This window comes from Kribbella capetownensis, from assembly GCF_004331485.1.
GTDB lineage: Bacteria > Actinomycetota > Actinomycetes > Propionibacteriales > Kribbellaceae > Kribbella > Kribbella capetownensis.
On sequence record NZ_SJKD01000001.1, the window covers coordinates 281,869 to 294,974 of the forward strand.

The 13,106-nt window shown below is 68.0% G+C and carries 10 protein-coding genes; 7 read left to right on the top strand and 3 right to left on the bottom strand.

Annotation, left to right across the window (positions count from 1 at the left end; genetic code table 11):
* Positions 1-62 precede the first annotated feature (62 nt).
* Both E0H75_RS01355 and E0H75_RS01360 read left to right on the top strand, forming a co-directional pair.
* Complete coding sequence (locus tag E0H75_RS01355) at positions 63-1,289, top strand: MFS transporter (RefSeq protein ID WP_165553372.1); 1,227 nt, start codon at positions 63-65, stop codon at positions 1,287-1,289.
* Positions 1,290-1,293: 4 nt separating this feature from the next.
* A complete protein-coding gene (locus E0H75_RS01360) occupies positions 1,294-1,740 on the top strand; it encodes an aminoacyl-tRNA deacylase (protein WP_131511194.1) in 447 nt (148 codons plus the stop codon).
* Here E0H75_RS01360 and E0H75_RS01365 read toward each other — a convergent pair.
* Both E0H75_RS01365 and E0H75_RS01370 read right to left on the bottom strand, forming a co-directional pair.
* Positions 1,737-2,654 (bottom strand): helix-turn-helix transcriptional regulator, encoded by a 918-nt coding sequence (locus E0H75_RS01365; RefSeq protein ID WP_131511195.1) that lies wholly within the window; start codon positions 2,652-2,654, stop codon positions 1,737-1,739. The two genes, E0H75_RS01360 and E0H75_RS01365, sit on opposite strands and share 4 nt — an antisense overlap.
* A gap of 9 nt (positions 2,655-2,663) precedes the next feature.
* Positions 2,664-4,352 carry a chitinase gene (locus tag E0H75_RS01370; RefSeq protein ID WP_131511196.1) on the bottom strand — a complete coding sequence of 563 codons (1,689 nt, stop codon included), beginning with the start codon at positions 4,350-4,352 and terminating at the stop codon, positions 2,664-2,666.
* 422 nt (positions 4,353-4,774) lie between these two features.
* Here E0H75_RS01370 and E0H75_RS01375 point away from each other — a divergent pair, with 422 nt between their 5' ends.
* A complete protein-coding gene (locus tag E0H75_RS01375) occupies positions 4,775-5,623 on the top strand; it encodes an HAD family hydrolase (RefSeq protein ID WP_131511197.1) in 849 nt (282 codons plus the stop codon).
* A 259-nt stretch (positions 5,624-5,882) separates the two neighbouring features.
* Here the strand turns inward: E0H75_RS01375 and E0H75_RS01380 are convergent, their stop codons facing one another.
* Positions 5,883-6,662 carry a Fic family protein gene (locus tag E0H75_RS01380; RefSeq protein WP_131511198.1) on the bottom strand — a complete coding sequence of 260 codons (780 nt, stop codon included), beginning with the start codon at positions 6,660-6,662 and terminating at the stop codon, positions 5,883-5,885.
* Positions 6,663-6,852: 190 nt separating this feature from the next.
* Between E0H75_RS01380 and E0H75_RS01385 the strand changes: the two genes are divergently transcribed.
* The 4 genes from E0H75_RS01385 to E0H75_RS01400 all read left to right on the top strand — a co-directional run bounded on the left by E0H75_RS01385 (position 6,853) and on the right by E0H75_RS01400 (position 12,983).
* Positions 6,853-9,069 (top strand): bifunctional glycosyltransferase/CDP-glycerol:glycerophosphate glycerophosphotransferase, encoded by a 2,217-nt coding sequence (locus tag E0H75_RS01385; protein WP_131511199.1) that lies wholly within the window; start codon positions 6,853-6,855, stop codon positions 9,067-9,069.
* A gap of 126 nt (positions 9,070-9,195) precedes the next feature.
* Positions 9,196-10,890, top strand: a complete 1,695-nt coding sequence (argS, locus tag E0H75_RS01390; protein WP_131511200.1) for an arginine--tRNA ligase — start codon at positions 9,196-9,198, stop codon at positions 10,888-10,890.
* A gap of 46 nt (positions 10,891-10,936) precedes the next feature.
* Positions 10,937-11,965, top strand: a complete 1,029-nt coding sequence (locus E0H75_RS01395) for an alpha/beta hydrolase-fold protein (protein WP_131511201.1) — start codon at positions 10,937-10,939, stop codon at positions 11,963-11,965.
* A gap of 40 nt (positions 11,966-12,005) precedes the next feature.
* Positions 12,006-12,983, top strand: coding sequence for a GNAT family N-acetyltransferase (locus E0H75_RS01400; protein WP_131511202.1), 978 nt, complete (start codon positions 12,006-12,008; stop codon positions 12,981-12,983).
* The last annotated feature ends 123 nt before the right edge of the window (positions 12,984-13,106 follow it).

Here is a 13,106-nt window from a genome sequence, read left to right on the forward strand (position 1 = left end):
GTATCGGTAACTTCTGAGATCGACATTTTACGTATGGCACAAGCTGTGCGACCGTCGAAGACATGCACGTCGCCCCGGAACTGACCGAACCCGGCTACCGCCCCGGAGACCGCGAGTACCGCAAACTCTCGATCGCACTCTTCGCAGCCGGCCTGGCGACGTTCGCACTGCTCTACAGCACCCAGCCGCTGCTCCCCGAACTGGTCGACGCGTTCCACGTCTCCCCCAGCCAGAGCGCCTTCACCGTCTCCCTCGCCACTCTCGGACTCGGCATCGCTCTGCTGATCGCAGGCCCAGCCTCCGAGGTGGTCGGACGTACCAATCTGATGCGCTGGTCGGTCGCAGCCACCTCCGGCTTCGCCGTACTCACCGCAGTCGCACCGACCTGGCACACGCTGCTCGCCCTCCGCGGCCTGCAGGGCGTCGCCATGGCCGGACTGCCCGCCGTCGCAATGGCCTACCTCAGAGAAGAGGTGCACTGGTCCAGTCACGCCCGCGCCAGCGGCCTCTACATCGCGGGTACGGCGGTCGGCGGGATGACGGGTCGCCTGATCACGGGAGGCCTCGACGATCTCGGCGGCTGGCGCGTCGCGACGGGCGGCATCGCACTGGTCGGTGTCCTGTGTGCTGCGCTGGTCTGGCTCCTGCTGCCGTCGTCACAGAACTTTCACCCAAGCCCTGCCAGTCCGCGACAACTCCTCCAGCAGACCGGTCGAGTACTACGTGATCCCGCGCTGCTGGCCCTCTACGGAATCGCAGCGACCGCAGTGGGTGCGTTCGTCGCCGTCTACAACGGAGCGGTCTTCCGGCTGTCCGAAGCGCCGTACCTCCTGAGCTCCGGGATGGCCGGGCTGGTCTTCTGCGTCTATCTGCTCGGCTCGGTCGGGTCAGCAACGGCAGGATCGCTTGCGGACCGGTACGGGCGCCGGGTCGTCGTACCGGTCGGCTGCCTCATCACGCTGGCCGGAGTCGCGATCACGCTGGCCGCGCCGCTCCCGCTCATCATCCTGGGGCTCGCAGTGATGACCGCAGGCTTCTTCGCAGTCCACGGTGTGGCCGGTGGATGGGTCGCAGTCCGGGCGCATGCCGGAGGCGGCGGCACCGGACAGGCAGCCAGCCTGTACCTCTTCTCCTTCTACCTGGGCTCGTCCGTCTTCGGCGGTCTCGCAGGTACGGCGTGGAGCAGCGCGGGCTGGAGTGGAGTCGCACTGGAAGCTGGAGCACTGTTCCTGGTGGCGCTGGTGCTGTCGATCGTGCTCAAGGGCGTTCCCAGCAAGGTGCCAAACTAGCCACGTGACCAAAGCGACCGATGCAGCGGACCAGTTGGGGCTCAGCTACGAGGTGACCCGGCACGGACGAGTCAACTCGCTGGAGGAGGCCGCGGCCGCACGCGGCATCGAGCCGGCCCGGCTGATCAAGACGATCGTGGTGCGGCTGGCCGACGACGACTACCGGTTCGTGCTGGTCCCCGGCGACCGCGAGATCGCCTGGCCGAAGCTCCGGTCGCTGCTCGGCGTCAACCGCATCTCGATGCCGGACAAGGACACCGCGTTCGACGTGACCGGCTACGTCCGCGGCACCATCACCCCGCTCGGCAGCACCCACGCGTGGCCGGTGATCGCCGACGAGCGGATCACCGGCACCATCTCCATCGGCGGCGGCGACCACGGCGTGGGGATGACGGTGAACGCCGAAGACCTGGCCAAGGTCCTCGACGCCACCGTCGCCGACGTGACCTAGACCAACAGCCCACGCTGGCCTGCCCGGAGGCCGGCCTGGAAGCGGGTGCTGGCGTCCAGCGACTTGAGGATGCGCTGCATACGGCGCTCCACCGTCCGCTGCGCCACACCGAGCCGCCGAGCGATGGCCTGGTCGGTCAACCCGGCCGCTGCCAGCGACAGCAACTGCTGGTCCTCGAAGCTCAGCGGACCCTCCGCTGCAGACGGAGCCAACGGACTCGCCTGCTTCCACAGCAGCTCGAACAACCGCAGCAGCCCGTCCAGCAGACTCGAAGGCCCGAGCTCCACCACCACATCCGGACTCGTCGGCAGCAGCCCGGTACGTCGATCCACAACGACCAGCTTCAGCGGTACGTCGCGCAAGATCCGGCAGCCGGCAGAACGGGCAGCCACCAGGTCAGTCGGCTCCGACAACGACGCCATGTCGTAGATCGTCCGGTACAACACACCCTGCGCCCGCCGCGGCTCGATCGGAACCACCGCGTACGGCGGCCGATCCAGCACCAGTACTTCGTCCTGAGCGCACTGCTGTGCCTGGTAGAACCGCTGAGCGATAGCCTCCGCACCGCGCACTACCGTGAACGCGTCATGCCGCGCCCGGAACTCCGCAGTCAGTACCGAGGCACCCACGCGCGCCTCGACGATCGCGGCCTGCTTCCGGAGCGCCAGCAACTCGACCGCGGCCTCCGGCACAGCCGGGACGTAGCGCGCAGGACGCCCCGGTGTGCGGGAGGCCAGGCCGAGTGACAGCAGGGACCGCAGATGCCGGCCGATGCGGGTGGCCGGCCAGCCGGTGTCGTGGGACAGCTCGATCGTTGTGCACTCCGGCCGGGCCAGAAGCGCCCGGTAGAGCTGCTCGTCCTCCGAGCAGACACCGAGTGCCTCCAGCACCGGAGCGGGTCGGTAGCTGTGCATGTCAGCGCGTCAGGGCAGTGAGTGGACGTGGGATCCGACCTGGTTGGCGAACGCGTTGCCGTTCAACGCGTCCCAGTTGGTCGACCACGTCATCGCGCCACGCAGCGACGGCCAGGTGGTGCTGGGCTTGAAGTTGCCGCAGTTGGTGCCCTTGGTCAGGCAGTCCAGTGCGTTGTTGACGATCGTCGGCGAGACGTACCCACTGCCGGCCGCACGGGACGACGCCGGCAGGCCGAGGCCGACCTGGTCGGGCCGGAGTCCGCCCTGCAGCATGATGCAGGCCTGCGCGGTGATGAAGTCGACCGTGCCCTGCGAGTACACCTGTCCGTCGCAGCCGTTCATCGAGCCGGAGTTGTAGTACTGCACGTTGACCACGGTCAGGATGTCCTTGATCGCCAGCGCCAGCTTGAAGTACTCGAACGACGTACTCTGCATGTCGATCGTCTGCGGGGCCATCGCGATCACCAGACCGCTGCCAAACTGGCTCTGCAGGCTGCGCAGCGCCTGGCCCATGTACTGCGCGTTGACGCCGTTCTCCAGGTCGATGTCGATCCCGTCGAACCCGTACTCCTGCAGTACGGCGAGCGCACTGCTCGCGAAGTTGTTCGCAGCGGTGGAGTTGCCGACCGAGATGGTGCCGTTCTGGCCACCGACCGACAGGATGACCTTCTTCCCGGCAGCCTTCTTCGCGGCGATGTCTGCCTTGAACTGCGCGACGGTGTAGCCACCGAGTCCGGCGGAGTCCAGGTTGAAGGTGATGGCACCTGGCCGAGACGCGTCCGCATCGGCGAAGGCGACCGCGATCAAGTCGTACGCCGCCGGTACGTCGGAGATCCGCTGGACCGTCGCACCGTTGTTGAAGTTCTGCCAGTACCCGGTGAGGATGTGCTTCGGCAGGCTGCTGGCCGGCGGGTTCGTCGGACCGCTGGACGTCGTGCCGGAGACGGTGGCGCCGTACGGCGAGCAGTTGCCGCTCGGGTCACACGCCCGCACCTTGAAGCTGTACGTCGTGCTCGGGCTCAGACCGGTCGCGGTCCAGTTGGTCACGGCGCCGACGTTCTGTGCGGCCGAGGTCCCGCGCACCACGTCGTAGTGGTCGATGCCGTTCGCGTCCGACGCGGCGGACCAGTTGAGCTGCAACGAACTCGAGGTCGGGTTGCCGACCGTCAGCCCACCAGGAGTCGACGGCGGCGTGGTGTCCGCGGTCCCACCGGGGCCGTCCAGTACGACGTCATCAGCCTGGTACGCCGGGAGGCCGTACCAGCCATGCAGATAGATGGTCACGGACGTGGCCGAAGCGCCGGTGGTGAACGGGACAGTCAGCTGGCTCCATGTGGTGCTCGTGGTCCACGTGCTGGGTCCACCGTCGACGCCCAGATAGACATTCGATCCCTTCACCCAGGCAGACAGCGTGTACGCCGTATTGGGCTGTACCGGTATCGATTGGGAGCACCGGGCGATGTCGGCTCCGCTCGGGGTGGCCTGGAGCGCGTACCTACCGGTGCGGGCCGAGCCGGAGACCGTGCCGGCCGGGCAGGACCACCCGGAGGTGGTGCCGGTTTCGAAGGATCCGTTGGTGACGAGATTGGTGGCGGCCGTCCCGGTCGAGGGGACCAGGACCAGGCCCGCGAGGGCGAGGAGCAGCGTGAGCAGGACGGGAATGATCGCGGCCTGGGGGCGGTGTGCAGGCGGGTTCATGCATTACAAACTGTGACTGCATAACTACATTGTCAAGACCCTGCATAAAGTGAACGCGCTCTCACGCTGCGAGAAAGTGAAGAATGTACAGATTCTTGACATAACCGTTGCGAAAATCCGCCGGTAGAAAGGCGACGGCCCCCGGCGGGGGGGTGACCGGGGGCCGTCTTCGGCCACGGGCTCGGGGGGAGGAGCCGGGGGCCGATCAGGAGGCGACAGTCTGCCACTGTCAGGGGGTATGTACCCCCCAAGATCGAATCTCACACATCTCGATTCGGTTGCGACCGAGCAAGTATGGACCGAGCGCCCAGGAGTGCCGATCAGGCCTCCCGAGCCAGTGTCACTGTCACACTGCCCAACAGTCTAACGGGAGACCGGCCGACACAAAAGCCCGGGCCCCTCGGCGTTTCTCTCCGATGCCTATGCTCGACCTCATGGAGCCCCTCGGGACCACTCGGTCCGCCGCCTTCTTCGATCTGGACAAGACCATAATCGCCCGTTCGAGCACGCTCGCGTTCTCGCGGCCGTTCTATGCCGGCGGGCTGATCAACCGGCGGACGGTGCTCCGGAGCGCGTACGCGCAGTTCGTCTACCTGCTCGGCGGGGCGGACCACGACCAGATGGAGCGGATGCGCGAATACATCTCCGCGATGTGTACCGGGTGGGACGTTCGGACGGTCCAGGCGATCGTCGCCGACACCCTCCACCACATCGTCACGCCGATGATCCACGACGAGGCGGTGGAGCTGATCGAGGCGCATCACGCGGCCGGCCGGGACGTCGTGATCGTGTCCTCGTCGGGCGTCGAGGTGGTCGAGCCGATCGGCGCGATGCTCGGCGCGGACAAGGTGATCGCCACCCGAATGGTAGTTGCCGATGGCAAGTACACCGGCGAGATCGCGGAGTACGCCTACGGCCCGAACAAGGCGACCGCGATCCAGGCGCTGGCCCTTGCCGAGGGCTACGACCTCGGGAACTCGTTCGCCTATTCGGATTCCATCACCGACGAACCGATGCTGGCCACGGTCGGTCACCCACACGCGGTCAACCCGGACAAGGCGTTGCGGCGGCTCGCTGCCGAGCGTGACTGGCCGGTCCTCGATTTCAAGGAGCCCGTCGGCCTGGCCGAACGGTCACGTTTGCGTGAGGTACGACGTCCCGCGATGGCGGCCGGCCTGGTCGCCGGACTGGCCGCCGGGGTGTTCCTGCTGGCGTCGCGCCGGCGGTCCCGGCCGGCCTCGGACGGCCTGGGCGGCGGCCCGGAAAGCTGAAGGTTGCTTCATTGTTCTCAACTGCATGAAGACCTGGCTTCCCCTTCACAGAAAGGGTTTTCAGGAGTACAAAGGAAGCACAAAGGACCTCCGGGTCCGGTAGAGATTGCACGGCAGCCAGGCACCCACGCGGCGACCAGCCCATCCCAACCGGGCAGCGCGACCCAGGCCTAGTCCTGTGGCGGCAAACAGGTGCACGCATGGTAACCAGGATGGCGTGCCAGCGACGGCGTTCTCATCTGAGAACGCCGTTCGCACGTTACTGCGACCGGACCAGCGGGGACCGTTCGGCACCGAGTGTCAGGACTTCGCAGGTCCGCAATAACCAGTCACGAACCCCGGTCAATCCTCGCGCTGCGTAGTCACCGAGGCCCGATCCATAGGATCCGGCCAACTCGTAGTGACCAAGCTCCGGCACCGTGACCCCGACCGGGTCGATGCCCCGGGCAACCAACAGGCAGCGTTCGGCGGCCCGGGCGACGAGTCCGTTCGCGGTGGGGAACGGGCGCAGGACGGCCAGTTCCGCGTGCACGATGCCCGCGACGACCAGGCCGGGCGCCGTGGTCGGGCGGGTCAGGTTCTGCGCGAGAGCGCTCAGCCGCTCCCACATCTCGTCCGCGGGCGGCGCCGGCGGCAGTCCCGGGATGTCGTCAGGTAGTGGCTCGCGGGTGGTCCGCAGATGGCCCAGCTGCTCGTCCGGTCCGAGGTCCGCGGCCGCCAACTGGTGCAGTCTGGTCCAGACCTGCACCGGCGCGGCGTCCACCCGCGGCGCGAGCGCCATCAGCTCACCGGTCATCCGGACTGCTCCGGTCGCCAGTCCATCGGCGGCGCCACGCCGTACCTCGTCGAGCGTCGCCGGGCTGCCGGCCAGCGCGGCGGAGGCGTGGGCGCCGCGCAACAGGGCCTCGGCGGTCATGTCCGAGCCGACCTTGCGCAGACCACGGTCCCGCAGCAGCACGTCGACCGCGTCCCGGGCCGCCCGGGCCGCCGACCCGACCCCCTCCAGCCCGCCCAGTGGCTCGAACACATCAACACTCATAGCTGCACCCTAGGGCGTCGCTGGTGGTCCCACGCCTACTGCGCGGCACTCGGCACGGCATCTCGCCGCACTGGAGCAAAGACCATGATGGATCCGCATCGAGGCCTTCACTCCAGCGCGCCGAGCTACCGCGCCGAGCACCTGCTCGCGACGACGTGGGACCACCAGCGACACCCTAGGATGACGTGGCATGGCGCTCGGCACCGTCCCCAAGTTCAGCATCGTGGTCCCCTGCCATGCCTCGCGGGCCTGGCTGCGACCGTGCCTGGACTCGGTGCTGAGCCAGTCGTTCACCGACTTCGAGATCATCGGGGTGGACGACGCCGATCGGGACGGCTCCGGCCGGATCCTGGCGGAGTACGCGGCGGCCGACCCGCGTGTGCGGGCGCTGCATCTGGACGAGAACGTCGGTTTGGGCCTGGCCCGGAACGCCGGGCTGAAGGAGTGCCGCGGCGAGTACGTGCTGTTCCTGGACGCTGACGACCTGTACCTGCCCGGCTCGCTGGAGGCGATCGCCGGCCGCATCGATGACACCGACCGGCCGGACATCGTGCTGTTCGACTACGAGCGGATCTTCTGGGACGGCCGGGTGGTCGGCAACCGGCGGCACGACGCGTTCGCCCGGGAGGGCGCCGGGGTGTTCACCGCCGCCGAGCGGCCGATCTTCCTCACCTTCCTCGAGGTGGTCTGGAACAAGGCCTGCCGGCGCGACTTCCTCAGCCGGCACGGTTTCGCGTTCACGGACGGCTTCTACGAGGACGCGCCGTGGACCTACTCGACGATGCTCACCGCCGAGCGGATCGCCACCCTCGACCGGGTGGTCGTGCACTACCGGCAGCACCGGACCGGCGGCAACATCCACGCCACCGGCGGTCGCAGGCAGTGGGACATCTTCCGCCAGTACGACCGGGTGCACGCGTTCATCCAGTCCGACCCGGAGCTGGCCGGCTGGCGGCGGTTCGCGTTCGACCGGTCGCTGGACCACATCCTCGCCGTACTGGCCAAGCCGGAGCGGATCGATCCGGACGAGCGGGCCGACTTCTTCCACGCCGCGCACGCGTTCGCGAAGCGGTGGAAGCCCGAGGGATACACCTCCGACCGCACCGGGCGCGGCTTCAAACGCTGGCTGCTGATCCACGACGACTACGCGACGTACTCCACGCTCAAGCTGAGTGCGAAGGTGCTGCAGGTCCCGAGTCCGCGCAAGACCGTCGGCAAGCTGCTGCACCGGGCCAAGCTCGACCCGAACCTCGCGGCCTACACCGCCTACTGGTTCAAGCAGTACGCGTGCAACCCGCGCGCGATCTACGAGAAGGCGGCCGAGTTGGCGCCGCACCTGCGCGGTGTCTGGGTCGTCGACTCCGACCACGTGGCCGCCGTCCCGGAGGGTGTCGAGTACGTCGTCGCGGGCTCCCCGGCGTACGGCAAACTGCTGGACCGGGCGATGTACTTCATCAGCAACATGAACTGGCCGAAGGAGCTGGAGAAGCGGGACGGGCAGATCCACCTGCAGACCCAGCACGGTACGCCGCTGAAGACGATGGGCACCGACCTGCGGCACTTCCCGCAGGCGGCGAAGGACCTCGACCTGGACGAGTTGATGCGCCAGGTCGACCGGTGGGACTTCAACCTGTCCTCCAACCGGTATTCGTCGGAGATCTGGGAGCGGACCTATCCGGCGTACTTCGAGGAGCTCGAGTACGGCTACCCGCGGAACGACCGCCTGCTCACCACGGGCATCGAGGAGGTCCGCGCGATCCGGGCGTCGTTCGGCTTCGACGACTCGCACTTGGTCGTGCTCTATGCACCGACGTTCCGCGACGGGATCGACTCGATCCGGACTCCGACCGGGGTGGTCGACCTGGGTGGCACCGGCGTCCAGCTCGACCTCGACCGGTTGGCAGGTGCGGTCGGCGAGCATGGCCGGGTGCTGGTGCGGACGCACTACTCGTTGTCGACGTCTCCGGAGGCCAACTCCGGCAGAGTGGTCGATGCGTCCCGGCACCCGCGGGTCGAGGACCTGATGCTGGCCGCCGACGTCCTCGTGTCGGACTACTCCTCCATCACCTTCGACTACGCGAACCTGGACCGCCCGGTCGTGCTGCTGGCCGAGGATCAGCGCTTCTACAATCGCCGGCGCGGCACCTACTTCGACATCACCGAGTTCCCGCCCGGGCTGGTCGCGCGGTCGCCGGAGGAGCTGCTGACCATCCTGCAGACCGGTGCGTTCGCGTCAGCCGAGGCGTCCAAGCACCGGCAGCTGTTCCGGGAGAAGTTCTGCGAGTTCGACGACGGCCGGGCGGCGGAACGAGTGGTACGCCGGGTGTTCCTCGGTGAGACCGACGTACCGGCGATCGTGCCTCTGCACGACCGCACTCCGGCAGCCTCGCCACACTCTCATGCATAATGGTTGACATGTCGATCAGCCTGAAGTCCGTGAGCGCCCTGCGCCCCCGCTTCAGCCTGCGACGACGACGCACTGTCTGAACACCTCAGTCCCTGTTCCAGTGCGTCTGTCTTTGAAGGACCCTTCATGTCCGCTGTTCTGCCTGTCCTGGCCACCAGACTGTCCACTGCCGCCGCGGCCACCTTCGGTCCGTCGTACGGCGAACTCGATCCCGAACTGCGGTCGGCGACCAGACCCGAGTTCGGGCACTACCAGACCAACCTCGCGCTCCGGCTGGCGAACGCCCTCGGCCGGCCGCCGCGGGAGATCGCCGCGCGCCTGGTCGCGGAGCTACAGGTCGACGACCTGTGTGAGCCGCCGCGGATCGCCGGACCCGGGTTCGTCAACCTGACCTTGCGGGCCGAGACGTTGGCCGCGGCGGTGAACGAGCCCGAGACGTTCGGGCCGCGCGGCGAGCGGGTCGTCGTCGACTACTCGCAGCCCAACGTCGCGAAGCAGATGCACGTCGGTCACCTGCGGTCGACGGTGATCGGCGACGCGCTCTGCAACGTGCTGCGCTACGTCGGCTACGAGGTGATCCGGCAGAACCATGTCGGCGACTGGGGCACCCAGTACGGGATGATGATCGAGCAGCTCGAGGACGAGGGACTGGACCCGGAATCCCTTGATCTGCAGGGATTGCAGCTGCTGTACGAGCGGAGCCGGAAGCACTTCGATGCCGATGGCACCTTCGCGGACCGGTCCCGGCTGCGGGTCGTAGCACTGCAGTCCGGCGATCCCGGGACGCGGGCGATCTGGCGGCGGATGGTCGACGTCTCGCTGGACGACTTCGAGCAGGTGTACGCGCTGCTCGGATCCGCCCTGACCCGGGACGACGTGGTCGGCGAGAGTGCGTACAACGACGACTTGCAGCCGATCGTGGACGAGCTGTCCGCGGCTGGTCTGCTGACCGAGTCCGAGGGTGCGTTGTGCGCGTTCCTGCCCGGGTTCCTCGGCCGGGACGGTCAGCCGCTGCCGGTGATCGTGCGGAAGTCCGACGGCGGCTTCGGCTACAGCGCGACCGATCTCGCCGCTGTCCGGCACCGGGTGAACACGCTGCACGCCAGCCGGATCGTGTACGTCGTCGACCACCGGCAGTCCTTGCACTTCGACCAGATCTTCACCCTGGCCAGGACGGCCAGCTGGTTGCCGCCGACAACAACCGCCGAGCACGTCAGCTTCGGAACCGTACTCGGGCCGAATGGAAAGCCCTTCAAAACAAGGGCAGGCGGCACGGTGAAACTGACCGCCCTGCTCAACGAGGCGGTGGCGCGGGCCGATTCACTACTCGAGGGTCGCGACGGCGTGGACCGGCAGACGACCGCACGCGCGGTCGGCATCGGCGCGGTCAAGTACGCCGACCTGTCCAGCGACCGGGGCAACGACTACGTGTTCGACCTCGACCGGATGGTCGCGATGACCGGCAACACCGGGCCGTACCTCCAGTACGCGCACGCCCGGCTGACCCGGCTGCTCACCAAGGCCGGCGCATCCGACGGCGAGGTGACCGACCTCAAGGACCCGGCCGAGGTGAGACTCGCACTGCTGCTGACCGGGTTCGCCGGCACGGTCGCGCAGGTCGCGGAGACACTGCAACCACACCGGCTCTGCACCTATCTGTACGAGGTCGCCGCCGCGCTGTCCACCTTCTACGAGCAGTGTCCGGTGCTGACCAGCGAGGGCGCGACCAAGGTCAGCCGAATCGCCCTCTGCGTGTCGACCCGGAAAGTGTTGCAGGATGGACTCGGCCTGCTCGGTATCGCGGCCCCTGACGCCATGTGACAGTCGCCCTGTGACAGTCGCCCTGTGACACCCGAAGGAGTTGCCCATGTTGCCGTGGTCCGCGGATCTGGCCGGCCGGTTCGAGCAGACGACGTACGACAGCGCCTTGCTGCGCGGGAACCCACTGGGTGATCCGCACGAGCGGCCGGTGCTCGTCTACCTGCCGCCGGGGTACGGCGACTCGGACCGGCGCTACCCGGCGATCTACGTGACGATGGGGTACACCGGGCACATCGGGATGTGGTTCAACCGGACGCCGTTCCGGCAGCCGTTCCCGGAGTTGCTCGACGCGCTCTTCGCACCCGGCGACGTACCGCCGGCGATCGTCGTGTTCGTGGACAGCTGGACGCGGTACGGCGGCAGCCAGTGCCTCGACTCCCCCGGCACCGGGCAGTACCACTCGTACCTGTGCGAGGAGATCGTGCCCTGGGTCGACGCGAAGTACCGGACCATCGCCGACCGCGACCACCGCGCGATCACCGGCAAGTCGAGCGGCGGCTACACCGCGATGGTGACGCCGATGCTGCGGCCGGACGTGTTCGGCGCCTTGGCCACGCACGCCGGGGACGCGGCCTTCGGCGTCTGCTACACGCCGGAGTTCCCCGCGCGGGCGCGGACGCTGCGGGACAAGTACGACAGCAGCTACGAGAAGTTCTTCGAGGCGTTCGCCGGCAAGGCGGGCCGGACCACGAACGAGGACCTGCACATGCTGGAGATGTACGGCTACTCCTCGGCGTACTCGGCTGAACCCGACGGCACCGTGCTCCTGCCGTACGACGACCTGGGCCGGATCATCCCGGAGGTCTGGGAGCGCTGGCTGGCCAACGACCCGGTCGAGATGGCCCGCCAGCCGCAGTACGCCGACGCGCTGCGCTCACTGCGGGCGGTCTGGATCGATGCGGGGAAGCAGGACGAGTTCTACCTCGACTTCGGTGCCACCGCGTTCCACCGGGAGGTCCAAAAGGCCGGCGTACCCGAGGAGCGTGTCCACTTCGAGCTGTTCGAAGGGACTCACGGCGGCATCGAGTACCGCTACCCACTCGCGGTGCGGTGGCTCTGCGAGCAACTGCAGTAATTCGGGTGCTCCGGCCGGAGCCACCCCGTACCTTCGGGCCATGGGGACTATCACCTGGCCGGAGGGGCTCGACGCGCGCCCGATCGACAAGGGCGACGCGGAAGCGTGGGCCGAGCTGCTCGCCGCGCGGGAGAAGGTCGATCAGGAGGGCGAGAACTACGACGCCGACGACCTGATCGAGGAGCTGGAGGATGCGCAGCTGGACACCGCCCGCGACACCGTCGGGCTGTGGGCCGGCGGGCGGATGATCGGGTACGGCAAGGTGTACGCCTCGAGCTCGGTGGTGGACGTCGCCCGGATTCGCACGGAGGGCACTGTCCATCCGCAGTGGCGCAGGCAGGGAGTCGGTACGGCGCTGCTGCGGTGGCTGATTCAGCGCGCGGGTGAGGTCCACACCGGGAAGCACCCGGACACCAAGGGCGAGATCAACACCGCCACGATCAGCACGAACGTCGGCGCCGACCGGCTGCTGCGGACCTTCGGCTTCGAGGAGTGCCGCTACTTCTTCGACATGAAGCGCCCGCTGGATTCCGTCGTGCCCGAGACCGAACTCGCCGATGGACTGCGGCTCGCGCAGTTCGACCCGGCGATGAACGAGGACCTGCGGGTGACCCACAACGAGGCCTTCCGTGACCACTGGGGCTCGACCCCGCGAGACCCGGAGAGCTGGCAGAACTGGGTCACCGGCTCCCGGGCCTTCCGCCGAGGACAGTCGTACGTCGTCCTGGACGGTGACACGATCGCAGCGTACGTGCTCTGCTACGAGTGGGTCGCGGACACCGAGGCCACCGGGATCAAGGAGCTGTACATCGGCCAGGTCGGGACCCGGCGGAACTACCGCGGCCGCGGGCTGGCCCGGGCCACGCTGGCCAAGGTGCTGACCGAGGCCGTACAGGCCGGCTTCCAGCGCGCGGGTCTCGGCGTCGACGCCGACAACCCGACTGGAGCGCTCGGCCTGTACGAAGGCCTCGGCTTCGCGATTCACAGCAAGTGGATCACCTACCGCCTGCCGCTCTGATCAGGTCGTGGCTGGTGATCCCGCGCCGTAGCGAGCAGGTGCTCGGTGCGGTAGCTCGGCGTGCTGGAACGGAGGTCTCGATGCGGAGCATCGTGGCCTTCGGGCCAGTGCGGCGAGATGCCG